We start from the raw sequence: 19,802 nt of genomic DNA, 5'->3' as shown, positions 1-19,802 counted from the left end.
GTTCCATTTTAGAGATTTGTTTAAGATAAGATATAACTCATTGAGATGTGTCATAGTATTCGTCGTTAGAAAACAATTATTGTGACATTATTTCAATGAGTTATCTATTTTTGTCGTGTACAGAGAATATTTCATTAAAAAACCGAGCTAAAGAGCTCGGTTTTTCAAATCGATGAACGACTTAGATATCAGAAAGGTCGATACCTAAACGCGCAGCAACTTCTTCATAAGCTTCAACCACACCGCCTAAACCTTGACGGAAACGGTCTTTGTCGAGTTTTTTCTTAGTGTCTTTGTCCCATAGACGGCAGCCGTCTGGAGAGAATTCGTCACCCAGTACGATACGGTCGTGGAACACGCCAAATTCAAGTTTAAAGTCAACAAGCAGCATGTTGCCTGCATCGAATAGACCTTTAAGTACTTCGTTTACTTTATAAGTCAATTCTTTCATTTGAGCGAGTTGTTCAGCAGTCGCCCAACCTAAAGCAATCGCTTGTGATTCATTCACCATTGGGTCGCCTAACGCATCGTCTTTGAAGAACAATTCGAAAGTTGGCGGAGTAAGTTCTTTACCTTCTTCAACGCCTAAACGACGGCAAAGTGAACCTGCTGCATAGTTACGAATTACGCACTCTACAGGAACCATGGTTAATTTTTTCACTAAAACTTCAGTTGGAGAAAGAAGTTTTTCGAAATGAGTTTCGATACCAGCCGCAGCCAATTTTTCCATGATAAAGGCGTTAAAACGGTTGTTCACCTTACCTTTGCGATCCAGTTGTTCAATTTTTTCACCGTTGAATGCAGAAGCATCGTCACGGAAAACTAGGATGAGGTGGTCAGAACTATCTGTTTCATAAACAGATTTCGCTTTACCAGTATAGAGCAAGGTTTGTTTTAACATGAGGGAACCTTTTTCGAGAAAAAATGCCTAGTACGACTAGGCTGGCCAATTTTGGTAAATCTGAGCTAACAGATCTGCAGCTTTTTCTTTGTCTGCAAAACTGTTATCGGCATTGAACACAGCGATGTTATTGCTTGAACCTACAGAAGAAAGTCTTAAGACATAGGTCTGCTGATCGACCTTGACGGTTACTTCGTAACGGTTTTTGCTCTGACCAACAATGGTATGGTTAAGGCTGCTGAGGGTAGCAAGTGTGTATTGCCAAATTGTAGCAGAATTTCCTTCAACTTTGATCAGTGGATTTTGATTTCCATCCACCAATAGTTGAGGGTGGCTAATATTTGTACTGTCTGTTGAGGAATCTGCGACGACATTATTTTTTTCCGCGGCTGGACGCGGAAGGGCATAGCGATTGCCACGCTTATTTTCAAGCTTTGGTGCATGCTCAATTGCTAGCGGGTCAACTGATGGAGCAGGATACAAAGGCGTTGCAGGACGAACCATTGACCCTTCAGGGTATTTCAGCGGTTCAACATCTGTGGTTTGTTTATAGTCCAGTGTGCCATTATTAAAGGCAAGTGAACTACAACCGGCTAATGTAAATACTGAAAGTGCCAGGCTAAGTCCTAAACGTAATTGCATGATGTTTGCTCTTCTTTATTTGATAACGCCCGCAGTGATGAGTGCTTCACGAAGCGGAGTACGATATTGTTCTGCAAGGGGTGTTAATGGTAAGCGAATGCCTGTTTCAATCAGGTTCATCTCATGAAGTGCCCATTTCACAGGAATTGGGTTCGATTCGCAAAATAAAATTTGATGTAAATTTGCAACAGTATTGTTTTGTTGCTCGGCTTGGACTGCGTCACCCGCCAAAGCGCTTGCACACACTTCGCTCATTTCTTTTGGCGCCACGTTCGCAGTAACCGAAATGTTGCCTTTAGCACCTAAACCCATTAACTGATAAGCCGTTGCATCATCACCTGAGTACACCACCATATCTTTGCCTTTAAGGCCTTCAATGAGTTCTTGACCACGAGGAACATCGCCAGTGGCGTCTTTAATGCCCACGATTTGTGGAATATCAGCAAGACGGATCACGGTGTCGTTGTGCATGTCTACACCGGTTCGGCCAGGTACATTGTACAAAATTTGAGGTAAATCAACAGCTTCAGCAATCGCTTTGTAGTGTTGATACAGGCCTTCTTGGGTAGGTTTGTTATAGTATGGTGTAACTAATAATGCCGCATCTGCACCTAATTCTTTGGCTTCTTTGGTGAGTTCAATTGCTTCGTGGGTTGAGTTTGCACCTGTGCCGGCAATAATTGGAATGCGTTTGTTCGCCACACGGATGATTTCTTTGATCACCTGAGTGTGTTCGGCCATGCTCAAGGTAGAAGCTTCACCTGTAGTCCCTACAGCAACAATACTATTGGTGCCTTGCTTTATATGCCACTCAACCAGCTTCTCGAGGCTCTTCCAATCTACGCTGCCATCTTCAAACATTGGGGTGACGATTGCGACAATTGAACCTTGAATGGTCTGAGCTTGCTGAGTCATTTTGAAAAGCTATCCTATTTGTCCATCCGACAAGATGAAATATTGATTTCTGGATGGTTTCGAATTTTGATTTGTAGCATGTTCATTGGGCTATACCCAAGTTGAATAATGCTTACGCAAATTATGACTGATCAAACGCATAAGAACAATATGCTTTGGTCAAAGCCATAAAATTCTTTATACAAATCAAACTTAAAACAATCAAGTGTAAAATAGCGGTTTTTTTGCAGCCTGAAAATTGTTCAGCAAGGGCTGAATCTTGAAAATGTTTTATTCAATCGAGAGGGTTGGCATGGTTGATGGGATTGATTAAATCATCAGCAAAAGGTTGATCTATGTGTATTCCGTGCTTTTTAATCAGAATTTAAGATTAAATAACAATGACTAAAGATTTAAAAACTATATCAATTCGCTCGGGTTTTATTACAAATGATTGTTAAAAACTTGGGTAATAATCTTTTTTATATCTAATAGAAATAGACATGTTTTTATGAGTGTTTAAAAAGATCGCTTGATTTGACTGTTCATTGCACGATTCATATTTTTTTATTTTAAATTTTTAATTGTTTTTACGACTTTGTGACTTAAAGCACAAAAACTATTACACCATGCACGTAATCCAATTTTGGACGAAAGGCTTCAACTTATTGGTAGTTATATCCTTTATAAGGCTCAGCGATGATGCGACTTAATTTGAACGCTGATGACAACAAGGATTCTCCAATGGAAAAGTCAGATAATAAGCATGCTATTGTCACGGTAGCAATCTGCTTCCTTATTGCCGTAATCGAAGGTCTGGATATTCAGGCTGCAGGTATTGCAGCAGCAGGGATTCGTGAATATTTCGGGCTGGATAGCTCGCAGCTAGGGGTGTTTTTTAGTGCCGGTATTTTAGGATTATTACCTGGTGCTTTGGTGGGTGGTCGGATTGCAGACCGAATGGGCCGTAAAAAAGTATTAATTTGGTCTACGGGGATGTTCGCCATCTTTACCTTATGTACGGTATGGGTAAATAGCTTCCATAGCTTACTCGCTGTACGTTTTCTTGCAGGTGCAGGTTTAGGTGCAGCAATGCCAATTTTAATTACCTTGGCATCTGAATCGGTAACGCCACAAAATCGTGGTCGTGCAGTCGGTTTGATGTACTGTGGTATGCCTGTGGGTGCGGCAATCTTATCATTGGTCGCAATGACGGACTTCGGTGCAAACTGGAAAAATATTTTCTATTTAGGCGGTTTATTACCGATTGTTGTGATTCCATTGATGATTTGGTTCCTGCCCGAATCGCGTGAATTCTTGAAAGCCAAAGATCAAGCGGTTCAAGCGACCGCCAATGGCGAAATGCAACAAGGTGCTTTCAAAAACCTCTTTAACACAGAAAACCGTTTACGTACTTTCTCAATTTGGGTGAGCTACTTCTTCACCTTGATGGTGGTGTACATCATGTTGAGCTGGTTACCGTCGTTGTTCACCGAACTCGGTTTCACTCGTAAAGATGGTGCAACTGCGCAGTTCTACTTCATGGTGAGTGCAACCATTGGTACGATCATTTTAGGTATGTTGACTGATCGTTGGAAGAAAGCTTATGTGATCATTTTGATGTACGGCGGTATTTTGGCAGGTCTATTTGCGCTGAATGGTGCAGGTTCATTGACTCAAATGTACATGGCGTCAGCTTTAGTCGGTGCATTCGTGATTGGTTGCCAAGGTGTATTGTATGCCTTCGGTGGTATCGTGTATCCGACACAGTTACGTGGTACGGGTGTTGGTGTTGCTTCAGCCGTTGGTCGTGTCGGTGCAATGTTAGGCCCTGCAATTGCGGGTCAGCTATTGGCAGCAGGTTTTGGTGCGGCAGGGGTGATTACCGCTGCAATTCCATGTATCGCAATCTCTGCAGTATTTATGTTGTTGTTGGTACGTCGTATTCCATCTTAAGGAACATGTCATATCAAAAAAGCCCGCATATTGCGGGCTTTTTTATGGCGACAATAGAAGTCGCACTAATGCTCTAAACCAATATAAATAAATGTATTTTATGTAAAAATACAGCAGAAAGAGAAAACAAAAAATCAACGTAGAGGGGCTATGTCAGCAAGAAAACTGGTCGCAATTTTTAAAGTTGATCAACGTGAATTCAGTTTGTATCTACATCAATACGAACTTATCTTGGAACTCAAACCTGTATTTCAAAGACATCGCCAACAGCCGAGACAAAATGCGTGGTTGGCCTTTGCCGATGAACCTACCCTAGAAGATGTTGCTGAAAAGATTAATGCGTTTGAGGTCATGCAGCAGACACGCAGCCATTTATTAAAATATATCTTTCAACATCAACCGCGATATTTTTATTTTCATGCTTCGACTCGGCGAAAAGCCCGTATTTACCCACGCTTTGCACAACGTTTGGTTGAGCATTTGCCCAAGTATCGGTATTGTCAGGAAGGACAGTCATTTTATTTTTATGCACAGGACTGAATACTAAGGCTTTTAAAATATGAGCGAATCAGTAGAGTCGCCGAAAATGCATGACAACGGATGGAGAGATATGCAAAAAAATACAGCGCTGATTGTGGTCGATGTACAAAATGGTTTTACCCCGGGTGGTCAGTTGGCTGTTGCCAATGCCGATCAAATTATTCCAGGGATTAATCAACTGGGGCAATACTTTACGAATATTGTGCTGACTCAAGATTGGCATCCAGCCGACCATATCTCTTTTGCTGAAAATCATCCTGAGCATGTACCTTATGACAGCATAGAGCTGAATTATGGAACGCAAGTATTGTGGCCGACGCATTGTGTACAAGGCACACAGGATGCCGAATTGCATCCTGATTTAAATTTACCAACGGCGCAGCTAATTATCCGTAAAGGTTTTCATCAGCATATCGACAGCTACTCTGCTTTTATGGAAGTAGATCAGAAAACTTCAACAGGTTTGGCGGGCTATTTGCGCGAACGTGGTATTGATACAGTCTTTGTGGTGGGCATTGCCACGGATTTCTGTGTTGCATGGACGGCAATGGATGCACGTAAGCTTGGTTTTGAAACTTTTGTGATTGCTGATTTGACCAAAGGGATCGATTTACAGGGTTCTTTACAGCATGCATGGCAAGACATGTTGGCGAATGGGGTGAAGCGTATTTACCTGAAAGATATTGTGCAGCAGCATGCACAGGCATTATCTTTGGCATGACCCAGTGGGCTCAGTTGAGAAAAGGCACAAGGGTGTGCCTTTTTTTGTCCCTGTATTTAAATGGAAGATGCCTATGTCGGCTTTCTTAAAATTCACTCAATTTGTGCAGAAAACATTTGCGATTTGGGTGGTGCTGTTTGCAGCGCTCGCCATGTTTTTTCCCGATGTATTTGTTTGGTTAAAAGCATATATTCCATGGATGCTAGGCATCATTATGTTGGGTATGGGCATGACCATGACACTGCAAGATTTTAAAAGTGTATTGCAAAGTCCTAAAGCTGTGATGATCGGGGTTTTGGCACAGTTTATTGTGATGCCGGGATTGGCTTTTTTCTTGTGTAAATTATTACAACTGCCGACAGAAATCGCGATCGGGGTCATTCTTGTCGGTTGCTGTCCGGGTGGAACGGCTTCTAATGTCATCACCTATATGGCAAAAGGCAATACCGCATTATCTGTTGCTTGTACCTCTGTTGCGACATTACTCTCACCGGTTTTAACCCCTGCGATTTTCTATTTGCTGGCAAGCCAATGGATTGAAATTAATGCGGCATCGATGTTGGTTTCAATTTTACAAGTGGTTTTATTTCCGATCATTGTGGGGTTAATGATTCGAACTGTCTTTAAGCACCGAGTGGATGCCTATATACAGGTCATGCCATTGGTTTCTGTTGTGGCAATTGTGGCGATTGTGGCGGCAATCATTGCGGGTAGCCGAACACAGATTTTGCAATCAGGTTTACTGATTCTTGGGGTAGTTGCCTTACATAATGGCTTGGGCTATCTATTGGGTTTTTGGGCCAGCCGACTATTTAAATTGCCCTATGCAGACTGTAAAGCAGTGTCAATTGAAGTCGGGATGCAAAACTCAGGTCTGGGTGTGGCATTGGCGGCCACCCATTTTGCCGCTTCACCTCTGACCGCTGTGCCGAGTGCGATTTTTAGTTTGTGGCACAATATCTCGGGTCCTGCACTGGCAACCTATTGGGCAGCACGGACGAGTGAGCCCAAAGCATCGGAACAAGACAAGCCTGTGCAATAAACAAAAAAACAATTCAGTAAAATAGAGGGCAATGTCCCTCTTTTTTTGATGTCGAAAATAAATTTTACGATTTGATGAATACGGTTTTAGAGAATTGGATGCTTTTTTAATTGATTAATGCTATTTGTAACATAAGTGTCATATCCGCTGCCTAACATGCCGGCAAACACTTTAGATATAGACTGTTTCAAACAGCATTGAGAGGGTATGCAACATTTTCAGCATTCATCAGAGACCTATTATAATCGTGAATTGTCACTTTTAGATTTTAATCGGCGGGTCTTGGCTCAGGCACTCGATTCAAGTTTACCTTTACTTGAACGCTTGAATTTTCTCATCATTTTTTCACGCAATTTAGATGAATTCTTTGAAATTCGTATTGCGGGGCTGATGAAACAACGAGATTTGAATGCGATTGCACGGACGCCAGATGCCATTCCGACTGAAGTGGTCTTAGATGAACTTTCCCAAGTGATTCATGACACGGTTGCAGAGCAATACCAGACCCTCAATCATGCTGTATTGCCTGCATTACAAAGTGAAGGCATTCGCTTTATTCAATTTAAAGATATTTTAGAAAAACATCGGGCGTGGATTAGCCATTATTTTAGTAAAGAAGTTCAACCAGTCTTAACACCAATTAGCTTAGATCCATCGCATCCGTTTCCTCGCTTGGTCAATAAAAGCCTCAACTTTATTGTGAGTCTAGAAGGCAAAGATGCCTTTGGTCGTGCCATTGAAATGGCAATTGTGCCTGCGCCACGCTCATTGCCGCGTTTAATCAAAATGCCCGCCGAGGTTGAAGGCAGTGCAGAGACACAAATTTTCCTGACCGCCATTATTCAGCAACACATCAATGACCTATTTCCGGGGATGAAAGCGACGGGCTGTTATGCCTTTCGAGTGACACGCAATGCAGATTTAGTTCTGGCTGAAGATCTGGATGACTTGGCGGTGGCATTAAAAGATGAATTGTCTTCACGGCGTTTTGGTCGGGCAGTTCGCTTAGAAATTGAAGCTGATTGTCCGCAAAGCATTATTGATTATTTGTTAGATGAATTTGATTTGAGTGAGCAGGAGCTCTATCGCATTGACGGCCCGATCAATTTATCGCGTCTCAGTGCCAGTTTTAATCGACCTGAACTGAAATATCCGGTCTATACACCGATTATTCCTAAAGTTTTTCGTAAACAAACCGCGATTTTTGATGTATTAAAAACACAAGATGTGTTGTTACATCATCCGTTTGACTCCTTTCAACCGGTTATTAACCTATTACGTGAAGCTGCAAAAGACCCTCAGGTTTTAGCCATTAAGCAGACGCTTTATCGCAGTGGGCCAGATTCGGACATCGTACAAGTTTTGGCGGAGGCGGCTCGCAACGGTAAGGAAGTAACCGCAGTTATCGAACTTCGGGCGCGGTTTGATGAAGAATCCAATATTACCGTGGCCAATATATTGCAAGAAGCTGGGGCTGTCGTGGTGTATGGCATTGTGGGCTATAAAACCCATGCCAAGATGATTCTGATTGTGCGCCGTGAAAATAATCAACTATTGCGCTACGCCCATTTGGGAACAGGTAATTACCACGCAGGCAATGCGCGGATGTATACCGATTATGGCCTGATGACGACGCATCCCGATATTTGCGAGGATGTGCATCGCATGTTTCAGGAACTGACAGGCATGGGCAAGATGGCGAAGCTGAAAGCGTTATTGCATGCACCATTTACTCTGCATACTGAATTACTGAAACTGATTGAACAGGAAATTGTTGCTGCACAAGCGGGAAAATACGCACGAATTATTGTGAAGGTCAATGCACTCACGGAACCGCAACTGATTGCTGCTTTGTATCGTGCATCGCAAGCAGGGGTATCTGTAGATTTAATTATCCGTTCGATTTGTTGTTTGATTCCTCAGGTCAAAGGGATGTCTGAGAATATTCATGTGAGATCTATCGTCGGACGCTTCTTAGAGCATACTCGAGTGTATTATTTTGAGCATGCAGGCGAAAAACGATTGTACTGTGCCAGTGCCGATTGGATGGGACGTAACTTATTTTCACGGGTCGAAACCTGTTTTCCCATTTTAGAAAGCCGTTTGAAAAAACGCATTATGAAAGATTGTTTACTTAACTATTTGGACGATAATCAAAATGCATGGGAAATGCAGTCGAATGGGCAATGGGAGAAAGTCGCGGTTGAAGCAGGTGCCGAACCGCATAACGCGCAAAAATATTTGATTGCACAGAAAATTTCGACCGTTTAAGACAAAAAAATCCCGACTTAAGTCGGGATTTTTGATTTCGCTAAAACCTTTACGAGGCTTTTGACTGTTTGGATTTTAAAATTTCAGTTCTGAAGTTTTGAGCCAATTCAGCAGCATCACTGTCCATCCCATTGAGCATAAATGCATGACGAGTGAGCACATTGGTCGGATTTGGCAAGCTCACCAATTGGAAATGATCTGAAATCTCTTTGAGCAAAGTTGTCGGCACATGAATGGCACTTTCTTTGGCAACCAATTGTTGGACTAAACGCTCAGCCGCTTGTACAGAAGACAATTGCATGGCTTCGACAGAGCTTGAAATCGCACTACGGGTTTGTAAAACGAATCGTTTTTCTTCACGGTAGCGTTTATATAAAACATCTGAAAGCAATTGGAATACTGAGCTGATCATGGTGAGGCAACGCAGCGCATCTGGAGTGTCAGCAGTCATGCTGATGGTTGCGCCATGTTCATCAAACTTATGCACTGTACTGATGTCAGAACTGTTCAATTTATAATGTTGAACACAGAGTTCTGTGGTTTTATTCAAGAAAATTTGGCAGAGATTAAAATACGGCACAGACACGGTTTTGTTGACGCTATCGAGCAACTGTTTCGGATCATAAAATTGAATATTTAATGCCAAGCTGTTGCTGTCGAGAACCACTGGTTTCATGTCTTTATGCTGTTTTGCTTTGGCTTGCGCATTTTGCTGCGCTTGAGCAATCGCCAGAGCGGCATTATGTTTTTCTTGTTCTAAAGCCTGCGCTAGCGTTTGAATTTCGTGTTTTAGACGTGATTCATTGTTGATTCGCGCTAAATATTCAGTACGACTTGGACGCGCAATAGCGCGATACGCCAACCATAACAAGCCATGTAAGAATAATGAAAATAGAATCGCAGCCCACTGCGTACGTAAGATTTCACCAATACTTGGTTTAATTAAGGTGATTTCAACCGTTCCGACTTTCTTTTCGTTTTGCAGCGCATCACGAACAAAGATTTCACCGTCACGGGTTTTGGTCAAACCGCCTGTGGCCAAAACTTGATTATTGGCATTTAAAATGCGGATGGAAGCCACGCTCGGGTTGGTTGCATAGCGGTCAGCAAGTAAGGCTAATGATACGGTATTGGCCGGCTCAAGCTCAGATAGGCTGTCTGTAACCAATTGACTGGTCATCAGTTGTCCCTGACTGGCACGGTTTTCGTTCAGTTGGTGGGTTGTTGCCAATACCAATAAAAAGGTATGCAAAGCAAAACAAACTACTAATAGGCTAGCAAATAGCCCTTGTCTAGGCGCATTCAACGTAAACTTCCAAGGCAATTCTATTCAATTTAGATTATGATTCTTACATTAGTTGTAGCTCAGACCCGAGTCAATTCATGCGAGAAATCATTCTTATATCACTTTTAGGACCTGACCAACCTAATCAATTTACACGATTAATGCAGGTTTTGTCCGCACATTCCTTACAGATTTTAGATGTCGGACAAGCAGTCATCCACAATCAGCTGACTTTAGGTATTGTTGTTTCGTCGGAAGACCAGACTGCGACAGCATTAGCCATGAAGGAGATGTTGATTTTAGCACATGATATTGGCTTAACTGTGCGCTTTAAACCAATCTCTACAACAGAATATCAACAATGGGTAAATGAGGGAGGCCGCACACGCTATATCGTTACGGCACTTGCGCCAGAATTACAGGCGTCTCATTTACAGGCAGTTACAAATATTGTGTCGAGCCAAGGCTTCAATATTGAAACTGTGACTCGTTTATCTGGCCGTCCAGAGTTAGATGGATCAAGTGAAGGTCCGCGCCGTGCCTGCGTTCAATTTGGTCTAAAAGGCCAGATGTTGGATGCCACTGCGATGCGTGCAGCATGTTTACGTCTATCTACTGAACTAGGGGTAGATGTTGCCGTTCAAGAAGACAATGCTTACCGTCGTAATCGTCGTTTAGTCTGCTTTGATATGGACTCGACGCTGATTGAGCAAGAAGTGATTGACGAATTGGCGATTGAAGCGGGTGTCGGCGCTCAAGTGGCTGAAATCACTGAACGTGCTATGCAAGGTGAACTCGATTTCCAACAAAGTTTCCGTGCACGTGTGGCACTGCTCAAAGGTATGGATGCTTCGGTATTACCTAAAATTGCAGAACGTCTGACTGTTACAGAAGGTGCGGAACGTCTGATTTCAACGCTTAAATCACTGGGTTATCGCACGGCTATTTTGTCAGGTGGTTTTCAGTATTTTGCCGAATATCTACAAGCAAAACTGGGTATCGATGAAGTGCATGCCAATGTACTGGACGTCCAAGATGGCGCGGTAACAGGTGAAGTGAAAGGTCATATTGTCGATGGTGCCCGCAAAGCCTTCTTGTTGACTCAAATCGCTGAAGAAATGGGGATTTCATTAGAACAAGCCATTGCTGTCGGTGATGGTGCGAATGACTTACCTATGTTGTCTTTAGCCGGCTTAGGCGTTGCTTTCCGTGCGAAACCTTTGGTTCGTCAAAATGCCAATCAAGCCATTTCAAGCGTGGGTCTAGATGGTGTTCTTTACCTGCTTGGTGTGCATGATAAAGATTTAAATCGTGCTTAAAACCATTTAAGGCACAGTCAAAAACGTAGCCAAAAGGCTGCGTTTTTTTATGCCAAGAATTCAGCTCATCCGATGAACGGTAGAAGAAAATTGTCGATAAAAACAACGATTAACAGCATTCGAAAAATTAATTTTTTTAGCCTAAAACCAGCTGTTTTTTTTGTAATGACACTCGAAACGAGATGCCATCATTGTTCTAGAAATTCTTTAAAAAGAAAAAATGTAATGACAAAATAATGTTGCGACAAGGTGTGTCGCATGGACAAAAAACGAGACTTTTTTTATGCAAAAAACTCAGCATAATGCTTGCAAGAGATTGAGATCGACCAAATCTATTTACTGAAGATACAGTAGTGAGACGGCTCAGCATCCTGTAAGACAAGAGATGTCAGCTGTCAAATGACGGAGGTTTTTATGTTAACAGCGAATTTAGCAACAATCGTTGGCCTGAGCTTGGTATCGGCGGCTGTGATTGCTGTTTTCTTCTCGCCTTATCGTCGCTGGTTAAGTTTTATGCTGGCGGGGATGCTGGTGTGGGGACTCATTGAAGTGATTCGATTTGGCACACAAACCATGTTTGAATTATCAGTGACTTATAGTTATTTAACGGCATTAATGGCCGCAATGGTGGTATTCACTTTAGTATTGTTACGTGAAGACCGCCGTGCAGAGCGTGCGATGGCAAAGCGCCAATGTATAGAGCACACGCCTGTATATGATGAAGAACAGCAATGTTCGAGCCGATAAGTGCCAGAACAAAATTTCAATGAAAATGCGCCTGAGGGCGCATTTTTTTATGAACGTATTAGTCCGATTTGAGATACAAAGCCTTACTTCTCAAAAGCCAAGTTATGGTAGGATGAAGCCAGTCAATTTTCCAACAATTACAATAGGCTTTAAGTCATGAAACTATCATCAATTCCTGTCGTAAAACTACCTTTAGTTGATGTCAGTACGGATCCACTTGATTTACTCGTGGCAGGTTTAGCGCTTCGTATGAAACAGCTTGCACGTACTAGCCCTAAATTCATTGAATTGGTTCATGAACGTCAATTCCGTATTCAAATCGGCACGGATTTAGGTGTTGCACGTCAAATTATTGTAAATAACGGACAGATTGATACTGTTTCAGGCGATGCTGAAAAAGCAGACTTTATTTTGCAATTTGCGGACAGCGAACAGGGTGTAAAAACCTTGATGAAAGGTGACCCAACTGCATTTATGACGGGTATGCAAAATGGCAGTATTAAAATGGAAGGTGATTTTGGTCTACTGGTCTGGTTTAACCAAGTGGCGAAGTTAATTCCACCTAAACTTCCAAAACCGGTTAAAGAAAAAATCAAAATCGCACGTGCGTTTATTAAAGAAAAAACAGGAAAATAATTTTAATTTTCGTTGAAAATTAACGTTTTTTTGGTAAAAATACCCCCACTTTTTAGGGGGTATTTTTATGAAAAAATTAATTACGTCGGGTTTAATTGCTGCATCACTTACTTTGACAGGTTGTGCAAGTATCATTTCTGGATCGACTCAAACTTTAACCTTTAAGTCAGTTCCTGATGAAGCATCGATTTCGATTACAAATAAAGCGGGGGAAAAGGTACATACAGGTATCACACCTGCAACTGTAACTTTAAAACGCGGTACAGGATATTTTAAACCAGCAGCTTATGAAGTAACGTTCAAAAAAGATGGTTTTCAAACAAAAACTGTGCAGGTAACAGGGACAGTAAATGGTTGGTATGTAGCCAATATTATTTTTGGTGGATTAATTGGTTTATTAATTGTTGATCCAGCTACTGGTGCAATGTATACATTGAATCCCGCTGATGTAAATGCTGTTCTAGACGCAAATCAAACAACAACGTCAAAGAAAAATGATCAGTCATTAACAGTCATGCTTGTGAAAGATATCCCTGTGGAAGTAATGCAACGTGCAAAACTGATTACAACCATTTAAGACCGTATTATTCTAGCTTGTGAAAAGCCCTCAAAAGAGGGCTTTTTTAATGCTTCAGTGGTTATTCAACTTCTAAATTAAAGGTCACTGGACCGTCATTGACCAAATGCACTTTCATGTCGGCAGCAAAGATGCCTGTTTGTACATGGTCATATTGGCTCTTGGCGTAATCGACCAGCTGTTCATACAGCGCTTTGGCATCGCTTGGCGGCATGGCAGGGCCAAAATCGGGGCGCAGGCCTTTTTGCGTTTGTGCCATCAGAGTAAATTGAGACACCAAGAGGATACCGCCGCCGGCTTGACTGACATTCCAGCCCATCTTGCCTTGTTCATCATCAAAAAAACGGTATTTCAAGATCTTATCGATCAGTTTTTTGCCCTTTTCTAAATCGTCAGCTTTACCAAGTCCTAAAAACACTAAAATACCGTGATTGATTTCACCCGTGATCTCACCATCGACCACTACTTTGGCTTCCAAAACACGTTGTAACAAGGCCCGCATAAATTCTTCCGAGTAGAAAATTGAACATAGGGCAGGGATTGTAGCAAAGACAGCATTCTTTCGAAGCGATGTTTAGAAAATTTTGGGCTCAAACATTTGAAAATGAAATGTATATTTTTATAAATCTAATAATACGATTGAATTTATGAAAATAATCTGTTTTATCTATTTATTGAATATCAGTATCTTTGCGGGGCAGGAAAGGTATTTAACAGAGAGATTAAGACGATGTTTAAGCGTTCTTTATTGGTTGCGATGTTAGCAACAGCAACAGCGGCGACTCAAGCAGCGCCATTAACCAAAGACAATGGTGCACCAGTAGGCGATAACCAAAACTCGATTACTGCGGGTCCAAATGGTTCAGTTCTGCTTCAAGACGTACAATTGGTTCAAAAATTACAGCGTTTTGGTCGTGAGCGTATTCCTGAGCGCGTGGTACAGGTGCTTATGGTGAATTCGTTGCAACTAAAGATCTATCTGATCTAACCATTGCTTCATTGTTCAAAGCAGGTACCAAGACTCCAGTTTTCTTACGTTTCTCGACTGTAATTCACGGTAAAGGTTCTCCAGAAACTTTACGTGACCCGCACGGTTTTGCGATCAAGTTCTATACACAAGAAGGCAACTGGGACTTAGTGGGTAACCAAACTCCAGTATTCTTCATCCGTGATGCGATCAAATTCCCTGACTTCATCCATGCCATGAAGCCTAGCCCAATCAACAATGTTCAAGACGCAAACCGCGTATTTGACTTCTTGTCTAGCCAGCCATGGGCAACCAACATGTTGACTTATGTGTATGGTAACCAAGGTGTGCCTACCAGCTACCGCGAACAAGACGGCTTTGGTGTGCATGCATACAAGCTTTATAACGACAAAGGCGAATACAAATACGTTAAATTCAACTTCCGCTCTAAACAAGGCGTGAAAGGTCTGAACGTTAAAGAAGCGATGGAGCAGCAAGGTAAAGATTTCAATCACTTGACTAACGATCTTTATAACAACATCAATGCTGGTAAATTCCCGAAATGGGATCTTTATATCCAAGTGTTAGATCCTAAAGATTTAAACAGCTTTGATTTTGACCCGCTTGATCCAACAAAAATCTGGCCTACAGATCTAGTGAAAGAAACCAAAGTGGGGACTTTAACGCTGAATCGTATGCCAAAAAACTTCTTCAATGAAACTGAACAAGTGGCATTGGCTCCAGGTAACTTAGTTCCAGGTATCGAGCCATCAGAAGACCGTCTGCTGCAAGGCCGTATCTTCTCTTACTCAGATACTCAAATGTACCGTTTGGGTGCGAATCACCAGCAAATTCCAGTCAACCGTCCGCTTGTTGCTGTTAACAACAACAACCAGGATGGTTCTATGAATGTTGGCGGCACTTCATCGAACGTGAACTACGAGCCAAGCCGTAAAGAGCCTAAAGCTGCTACTGAGAAAGCACGCGCTGTTCAAACTCCGCTGACAGGCACAGTTCAACAGATCGGTACCAAAGAGCAAAACTTCAAGCAAGCGGGTGAGCTTTACCGTTCATACACTGCCAAAGAAAAAGACGATTTAATCATGAACTTGGCTGCGGATCTTGGCAACGTAAAAGATTCTGAAACCAAGCACATCATGTTGTCTTACTTCTACAAAGCAGATGCAGACTACGGTATGCGTATGACTAAAGCAGTAAACGGCAACCTTGCAATTGTAAAAGCTAAAGCAGCACAACTGAAAGACTAATTTCGATCAGTCGGAAGGATTGGTAACTAGGGTCTAGAACGTTACCTCAAAAAAGTCCTATGAAGCTCCATACCTTTCCTGCACCCTAGGGGGAGTTTCATAGGCACTCCTTAAATATTCATTTTTTTTAATGAAATGAATTGTTTCCAATTCAATTCTACATTCGATTTCTGTTGGAGTTCATCATGAAAGTTATGCAACATTTGACTTTAGCCAGTCTTCTAGCGTTTGGTTCCGCATTCGCAAACGTGGCAATCGCGGAAGATATCTCCCCCGCTAAAGCAACTGCAAGCGATCAGATGACCTCACAACAGGAATTGATCGCAATTTTCTTTGCTGCAGCCAAAACTGGCAATGAAGAAGTCATCAATGAATTTCTTAAGCACGGTTTTCCGGTCGATGTGCGCAATGCTTCGGGTTTTACACCACTGATGATGGCGACCTATTATGGTCATCAAAATATTGTGACTCGTTTGCTAGAACAAGGTGCAGACCGCTGCGCACGTGACAATAAAGGCAACACCGCATTGATGGGTGCCATGTTTAAATTAGAATGGGCGATTGCAAAGCAATTACGCCAAGTGGATTGCGATGCAAATGCCAAAAAAATGGGGCAAAAGACTGCAGAACAGTTTGCGCGTGAATTTGGTCAAGAAGAAAAATATCGACAGTTACTCAAAAAATAGTGAGCTTGATCGCGCTCAGCTTCAGCAAAAAAATTGAAAAAAGTCGATGAATCGCGGTGATTTATAAGTTATTCCACTAAATCAATCGGCTTTTTATCAATAAAGTATGCTTTAATGCAAAGAGTTGATAAAAACTGAAAGTCTTTATGTCTCCAATCATCCAATCCTTATTAGACACAGATCTGTATAAATTCACCATGCTTCAGGTGGTGTTACACAAATTTCCGCAAACCCATAGTGTGTATCACTTTCGTTGCCGTAACTTGGATGATACAGCCTATCCACTGGTTGAAATTTTGGATGATTTAAACATGCAGCTCGACATGCTTTGTCAGTTGAAGTTTAAAGAAGATGAATTGCAGTATTTACGCAGTTTACGTTTTATTAAAAGCGATTTTGTTGATTATCTTGAATTATTTCAGCTTAAACGCCGTTTTATTAAAGCGGGTATTGATGATGAAGGTCGACTGGACATTTGGGTAGAAGGCCCAATGGTTCAAGCGATGATGTTTGAAATCTTTGTTTTAGCCATCGTCAATGAATTATATTTCCAACGTATTCGTACACCAGAAGTTTTAGCCGAAGGTGAGCGCCGTTTGCAACATAAGATTGCCTTGCTGAAGCAGTATGAAGCACGGCAAAATCCAAATGATCCACCATTCTTGGTCTCTGATTTTGGCACGCGTCGTCGTTATAGTTATGCATGGCAAAAGCATGTAATTGAAGAATTAAATCAGGCTTCACCGTATATTTTCCGCGGTACAAGTAATGTTCTGATTGCCAAAGACTTGAACATTACTCCAATTGGTACGATGGCGCATGAGTTCCTACAAGCATTCCAAGCGCTTGATGTTCGTCTACGTAACTTCCAGAAGTCTGCGCTAGAAACATGGGTGCAGGAATACCGCGGTGACTTAGGAATAGCCTTAACGGACGTTGTCGGTATGGATGCGTTCCTACGTGACTTCGATTTGTACTTTGCCAAACTATTCGACGGTTTACGTCATGACAGTGGCGACCCGTATGAATGGGGCGATAAAGCCTATGCACATTACAAAAAGCTTAAAGTCGATAGCAAAAGTAAAATGCTGACCTTTAGTGATGGTCTAAATATCGAAAAAGCGTGGGATTTGCATAATTACTTCAAAGACCGTTTCCAAGTTAGCTTTGGTATTGGCACCAACTTGACCAATGATATGGGACAAACTGCGCTGAATATCGTACTGAAACTGGTTGAATGTAATGGTCAATCTGTGGCAAAAATTTCAGATAGTCCGGGTAAAACCATGACGGATAATGATACTTTCTTAGCGTATCTACGTCAGGTGTTTGACATCTCTGAAGTTAGCGCTTAAACACAGCATTAGATAAAAATAAAAAAGCCGAATCAATGATTCGGCTTTTTTATATCTAAAATATTGCTAAAGGAATGCAAAAATTCAGAATAATAGTGAAAATGACTTATGCTAAGATCGAATTTAATCGCACAAAATACAACACGAACAACGATGACAGCATCTACACTGAATTTTGGTCTGCTGATTGAAGCGGAAGAATTGGTTCCACATCTTGGTAATGAAAAACTACGGATCGTCGATTTGAGTCGTCGTTCGGTTTATGACCAATTGCATATTCCACATGCACTGCATGTGCAGCCGAAACTGTTAGTGCGCCAAGAAGAACAAGCGATGGGGCTATTACCTGACCAAGCTGGCTTAGAACAGCTCATTCGCTATCTGAATATCAGTCCAGAACATCATGTAGTAGTGTATGACGATGAAGGTGGGGCATGGGCTGGTCGACTGATTTGGAACTTACATTGCCTCGGTTTTGAAAATACCAGTCTCCTCAATGGTGGCATCCATGCTTGGCTTGGGGCAGGCTTACCGACCTCGTCTGAAATTGAGCAATTTGAACCCGTGAGCCCATTGGTTGAAGTAAGTGCAGAGGCGCGTGCTCAGTATCAAACAGATTATGATGAGCTATTGGCTCGTGTGCAGCAGGAGCAGATCCAAGTATGGGACTGCCGTACCGAAGATGAATATACAGGCCTACGTTTGGCTGCGCGACGCGGCGGTCACATTCCGGGGGCACGACATTTCGAATGGAGTACTGCCCTTAACCGGGAAAATCATTTAAAATTGCATCCTTTAGAACGCACACAACAACGCTTAGAACAATTGGGATTCAATTTAAACGAACCTGTGGTGGTATATTGTCAGTCCCATCATCGGTCGGGCCTAGCTTATATACTGGGACGTTTACTCGGTTGGAATATTCGAGCTTATGATGGTGCGTGGAGCGAGTGGGGCAACCGACTCGATAGTCCTGTGATCACCGGAGAGTTGCCGTCTTGAGCCTTACATCTCAGTTAAAAAAACAAATTTTTATTCAAGCTCAGCGTGTTGTTCCACAGCACAAATTATCACGTATCGTCGGTAAATTGGCTGCGAGTGAAAACCCTGTGGTGAAAAATGCTGTGATTACCGCATTTAAAGCACAGTATGGCATCGACATGTCGATTGCTGAGCAAAGTAATGCCCTGAAATTTAAATCATTCAATGAATTTTTCACTCGTTCTTTAAAAGAAGGCGTACGTGTAGTTGATGCAAATGCCAACAGTGTTGTTTCACCCGCAGATGGTGCGATTTCACAACTAGGTAAAATTGAAAATGGTGACGTATTTCAGGCCAAAGGGCAGAAGTTCACCGTTGAAAACCTGATTGCCGATCCACAATTGGCTGAACCCTTTAAAAATGGGCAGTTTGCTACGGTTTATTTGTCACCAAAAGACTACCACCGTGTACATATGCCATTTGCAGGAACATTGACAGAAACTTTGTATGTACCGGGTGAATTATTCTCTGTAAACCAAACCACTGCTGAAAATATTCCGGGTTTATTTGCTCGCAATGAACGCATGGTCTGCTTATTTGATACAGAAGTTGGTCGTATGGCGGTTGTACTGGTAGGTGCAATGATCGTGGCAGGTATTGAAACCGTGGCTACAGGTAAAGTTAAACCGACAGGGCGTTTGGAACTGAATCAACACGATTTATTCTTAGAGAAAGGTGCAGAATTGGGCCGTTTCTATTTAGGTTCAACAGCGGTTGTGTTGTTTGAAGAAAACAAAATGCAATGGGATGCGACCTTTAAAGCCAACTCGACTGTGGTGATGGGCGAAGCTTTAGGGCATACCATTTAATGAATTCCCTGTCCCTTTAGGCATAGGTATCTACACAAATCCCAAGTTTTGGGTTAAATTGAAGAGCATGCTCTTCAATTTAATATCTCCCATCTTGATACACGTCTCGTCAGACGATACAACGCCCTCGTAAAGCTTAATATGA

At 42.1% G+C, this 19,802-nt stretch carries 18 protein-coding genes and 1 pseudogene; 14 read left to right on the top strand and 5 right to left on the bottom strand.

The window, feature by feature from the left end; translation table 11 throughout:
- Window positions 1-181: 181 nt before the first annotated feature.
- The 3 genes from purC to dapA are packed head-to-tail and all read right to left on the bottom strand — an operon-like array spanning window position 182 to window position 2,458.
- Complete coding sequence (gene purC, locus FTU17_RS13970; protein WP_078190626.1) at window positions 182-901, bottom strand: phosphoribosylaminoimidazolesuccinocarboxamide synthase; 720 nt, start codon at window positions 899-901, stop codon at window positions 182-184.
- A gap of 36 nt (window positions 902-937) precedes the next feature.
- Window positions 938-1,543, bottom strand: coding sequence for a lipoprotein-34 precursor (NlpB) (locus FTU17_RS13965; protein WP_168379718.1), 606 nt, complete (start codon window positions 1,541-1,543; stop codon window positions 938-940).
- Window positions 1,544-1,558: 15 nt separating this feature from the next.
- Complete coding sequence (gene dapA, locus FTU17_RS13960; protein WP_078193262.1) at window positions 1,559-2,458, bottom strand: 4-hydroxy-tetrahydrodipicolinate synthase; 900 nt, start codon at window positions 2,456-2,458, stop codon at window positions 1,559-1,561.
- Window positions 2,459-3,181: 723 nt separating this feature from the next.
- On the opposite strand from dapA, the gene mhpT reads away from it, so the two are divergent.
- The 5 genes from mhpT to ppk1 all read left to right on the top strand — a co-directional run bounded on the left by mhpT (window position 3,182) and on the right by ppk1 (window position 8,967).
- Window positions 3,182-4,393, top strand: a complete 1,212-nt coding sequence (gene mhpT, locus FTU17_RS13955) for a 3-(3-hydroxy-phenyl)propionate transporter MhpT (RefSeq protein ID WP_180135756.1) — start codon at window positions 3,182-3,184, stop codon at window positions 4,391-4,393.
- Between the two features lie 150 nt (window positions 4,394-4,543).
- Window positions 4,544-4,933, top strand: a complete 390-nt coding sequence (locus FTU17_RS13950) for a hypothetical protein (RefSeq protein ID WP_180049689.1) — start codon at window positions 4,544-4,546, stop codon at window positions 4,931-4,933.
- Window positions 4,934-5,003: 70 nt separating this feature from the next.
- Window positions 5,004-5,654, top strand: a complete 651-nt coding sequence (pncA, locus tag FTU17_RS13945) for a bifunctional nicotinamidase/pyrazinamidase (protein ID WP_180135758.1) — start codon at window positions 5,004-5,006, stop codon at window positions 5,652-5,654.
- Between the two features lie 73 nt (window positions 5,655-5,727).
- Window positions 5,728-6,696 (top strand): bile acid:sodium symporter family protein, encoded by a 969-nt coding sequence (locus tag FTU17_RS13940; protein ID WP_180135753.1) that lies wholly within the window; start codon window positions 5,728-5,730, stop codon window positions 6,694-6,696.
- 207 nt (window positions 6,697-6,903) lie between these two features.
- A complete protein-coding gene (gene ppk1 / locus FTU17_RS13935) occupies window positions 6,904-8,967 on the top strand; it encodes a polyphosphate kinase 1 (protein WP_180135751.1) in 2,064 nt (687 codons plus the stop codon).
- A gap of 49 nt (window positions 8,968-9,016) precedes the next feature.
- Here ppk1 and FTU17_RS13930 read toward each other — a convergent pair whose 3' ends face one another.
- Window positions 9,017-10,273, bottom strand: a complete 1,257-nt coding sequence (locus tag FTU17_RS13930; protein WP_168379711.1) for a hypothetical protein — start codon at window positions 10,271-10,273, stop codon at window positions 9,017-9,019.
- 77 nt (window positions 10,274-10,350) lie between these two features.
- Here FTU17_RS13930 and serB point away from each other — a divergent pair, with 77 nt between their 5' ends.
- The 4 genes from serB (at window position 10,351) to FTU17_RS13910 (ending at window position 13,531) form a co-directional block, all read left to right on the top strand.
- Window positions 10,351-11,571 carry a phosphoserine phosphatase SerB gene (gene serB / locus FTU17_RS13925; RefSeq protein ID WP_078193257.1) on the top strand — a complete coding sequence of 407 codons (1,221 nt, stop codon included), beginning with the start codon at window positions 10,351-10,353 and terminating at the stop codon, window positions 11,569-11,571.
- A 414-nt stretch (window positions 11,572-11,985) separates the two neighbouring features.
- Window positions 11,986-12,318 (top strand): AciT family ciprofloxacin tolerance protein, encoded by a 333-nt coding sequence (aciT, locus tag FTU17_RS13920; RefSeq protein WP_078190616.1) that lies wholly within the window; start codon window positions 11,986-11,988, stop codon window positions 12,316-12,318.
- Between the two features lie 156 nt (window positions 12,319-12,474).
- Window positions 12,475-12,954, top strand: coding sequence for an SCP2 sterol-binding domain-containing protein (locus FTU17_RS13915; RefSeq protein ID WP_078190615.1), 480 nt, complete (start codon window positions 12,475-12,477; stop codon window positions 12,952-12,954).
- Window positions 12,955-13,021: 67 nt separating this feature from the next.
- Window positions 13,022-13,531, top strand: a complete 510-nt coding sequence (locus FTU17_RS13910) for a hypothetical protein (protein WP_180004347.1) — start codon at window positions 13,022-13,024, stop codon at window positions 13,529-13,531.
- A gap of 61 nt (window positions 13,532-13,592) precedes the next feature.
- Here the strand turns inward: FTU17_RS13910 and dtd are convergent, their stop codons facing one another.
- Window positions 13,593-14,033 carry a D-aminoacyl-tRNA deacylase gene (dtd, locus tag FTU17_RS13905; protein ID WP_180054167.1) on the bottom strand — a complete coding sequence of 147 codons (441 nt, stop codon included), beginning with the start codon at window positions 14,031-14,033 and terminating at the stop codon, window positions 13,593-13,595.
- A 228-nt stretch (window positions 14,034-14,261) separates the two neighbouring features.
- Here dtd and FTU17_RS13900 point away from each other — a divergent pair.
- From FTU17_RS13900 to asd, 5 genes and pseudogenes are all read left to right on the top strand, one after another.
- A pseudogene (locus FTU17_RS13900) lies at window positions 14,262-15,766 on the top strand (catalase).
- A gap of 185 nt (window positions 15,767-15,951) precedes the next feature.
- Window positions 15,952-16,452, top strand: coding sequence for an ankyrin repeat domain-containing protein (locus tag FTU17_RS13895; RefSeq protein ID WP_078193253.1), 501 nt, complete (start codon window positions 15,952-15,954; stop codon window positions 16,450-16,452).
- A 146-nt stretch (window positions 16,453-16,598) separates the two neighbouring features.
- Window positions 16,599-17,807, top strand: coding sequence for a nicotinate phosphoribosyltransferase (pncB, locus tag FTU17_RS13890; RefSeq protein WP_111885113.1), 1,209 nt, complete (start codon window positions 16,599-16,601; stop codon window positions 17,805-17,807).
- A 153-nt stretch (window positions 17,808-17,960) separates the two neighbouring features.
- Window positions 17,961-18,809, top strand: coding sequence for a sulfurtransferase (locus FTU17_RS13885; protein ID WP_180011651.1), 849 nt, complete (start codon window positions 17,961-17,963; stop codon window positions 18,807-18,809).
- Window positions 18,806-19,657 carry an archaetidylserine decarboxylase gene (gene asd / locus FTU17_RS13880; protein WP_078193251.1) on the top strand — a complete coding sequence of 284 codons (852 nt, stop codon included), beginning with the start codon at window positions 18,806-18,808 and terminating at the stop codon, window positions 19,655-19,657. Before FTU17_RS13885 ends, asd begins: the two co-directional genes overlap by 4 nt.
- The last annotated feature ends 145 nt before the right edge of the window (window positions 19,658-19,802 follow it).

It is taken from the genome of Acinetobacter sp. YH12070, from assembly GCF_013419625.1.
Taxonomy (GTDB): Bacteria; Pseudomonadota; Gammaproteobacteria; order Pseudomonadales; family Moraxellaceae; genus Acinetobacter; species Acinetobacter amyesii.
Note: the sequence above shows the minus strand (reverse complement) of the source record. Positions and strands in the feature narration are given on the sequence as shown.

Excerpts from the sequence above, each read along its gene's own strand:
- FTU17_RS13915 (WP_078190615.1), top strand. The coding sequence starts at position 12,475 with ATGAAACTATCATCAATTCCTGTCGTAAAACTACCTTTAGTTGATGTC.
- FTU17_RS13950 (WP_180049689.1), top strand. The coding sequence starts at position 4,544 with ATGTCAGCAAGAAAACTGGTCGCAATTTTTAAAGTTGATCAACGTGAA.
- dapA (WP_078193262.1), bottom strand. The coding sequence starts at position 2,458 with ATGACTCAGCAAGCTCAGACCATTCAAGGTTCAATTGTCGCAATCGTC.
- FTU17_RS13885 (WP_180011651.1), top strand. The coding sequence starts at position 17,961 with ATGACAGCATCTACACTGAATTTTGGTCTGCTGATTGAAGCGGAAGAA.
- pncA (WP_180135758.1), top strand. The coding sequence starts at position 5,004 with ATGCAAAAAAATACAGCGCTGATTGTGGTCGATGTACAAAATGGTTTT.
- FTU17_RS13895 (WP_078193253.1), top strand. The coding sequence starts at position 15,952 with ATGAAAGTTATGCAACATTTGACTTTAGCCAGTCTTCTAGCGTTTGGT.
- mhpT (WP_180135756.1), top strand. The coding sequence starts at position 3,182 with ATGGAAAAGTCAGATAATAAGCATGCTATTGTCACGGTAGCAATCTGC.
- serB (WP_078193257.1), top strand. The coding sequence starts at position 10,351 with ATGCGAGAAATCATTCTTATATCACTTTTAGGACCTGACCAACCTAAT.
- FTU17_RS13910 (WP_180004347.1), top strand. The coding sequence starts at position 13,022 with ATGAAAAAATTAATTACGTCGGGTTTAATTGCTGCATCACTTACTTTG.
- FTU17_RS13965 (WP_168379718.1), bottom strand. The coding sequence starts at position 1,543 with ATGCAATTACGTTTAGGACTTAGCCTGGCACTTTCAGTATTTACATTA.
- aciT (WP_078190616.1), top strand. The coding sequence starts at position 11,986 with ATGTTAACAGCGAATTTAGCAACAATCGTTGGCCTGAGCTTGGTATCG.
- pncB (WP_111885113.1), top strand. The coding sequence starts at position 16,599 with ATGTCTCCAATCATCCAATCCTTATTAGACACAGATCTGTATAAATTC.
- ppk1 (WP_180135751.1), top strand. The coding sequence starts at position 6,904 with ATGCAACATTTTCAGCATTCATCAGAGACCTATTATAATCGTGAATTG.
- dtd (WP_180054167.1), bottom strand. The coding sequence starts at position 14,033 with ATGCGGGCCTTGTTACAACGTGTTTTGGAAGCCAAAGTAGTGGTCGAT.
- purC (WP_078190626.1), bottom strand. The coding sequence starts at position 901 with ATGTTAAAACAAACCTTGCTCTATACTGGTAAAGCGAAATCTGTTTAT.
- FTU17_RS13940 (WP_180135753.1), top strand. The coding sequence starts at position 5,728 with ATGTCGGCTTTCTTAAAATTCACTCAATTTGTGCAGAAAACATTTGCG.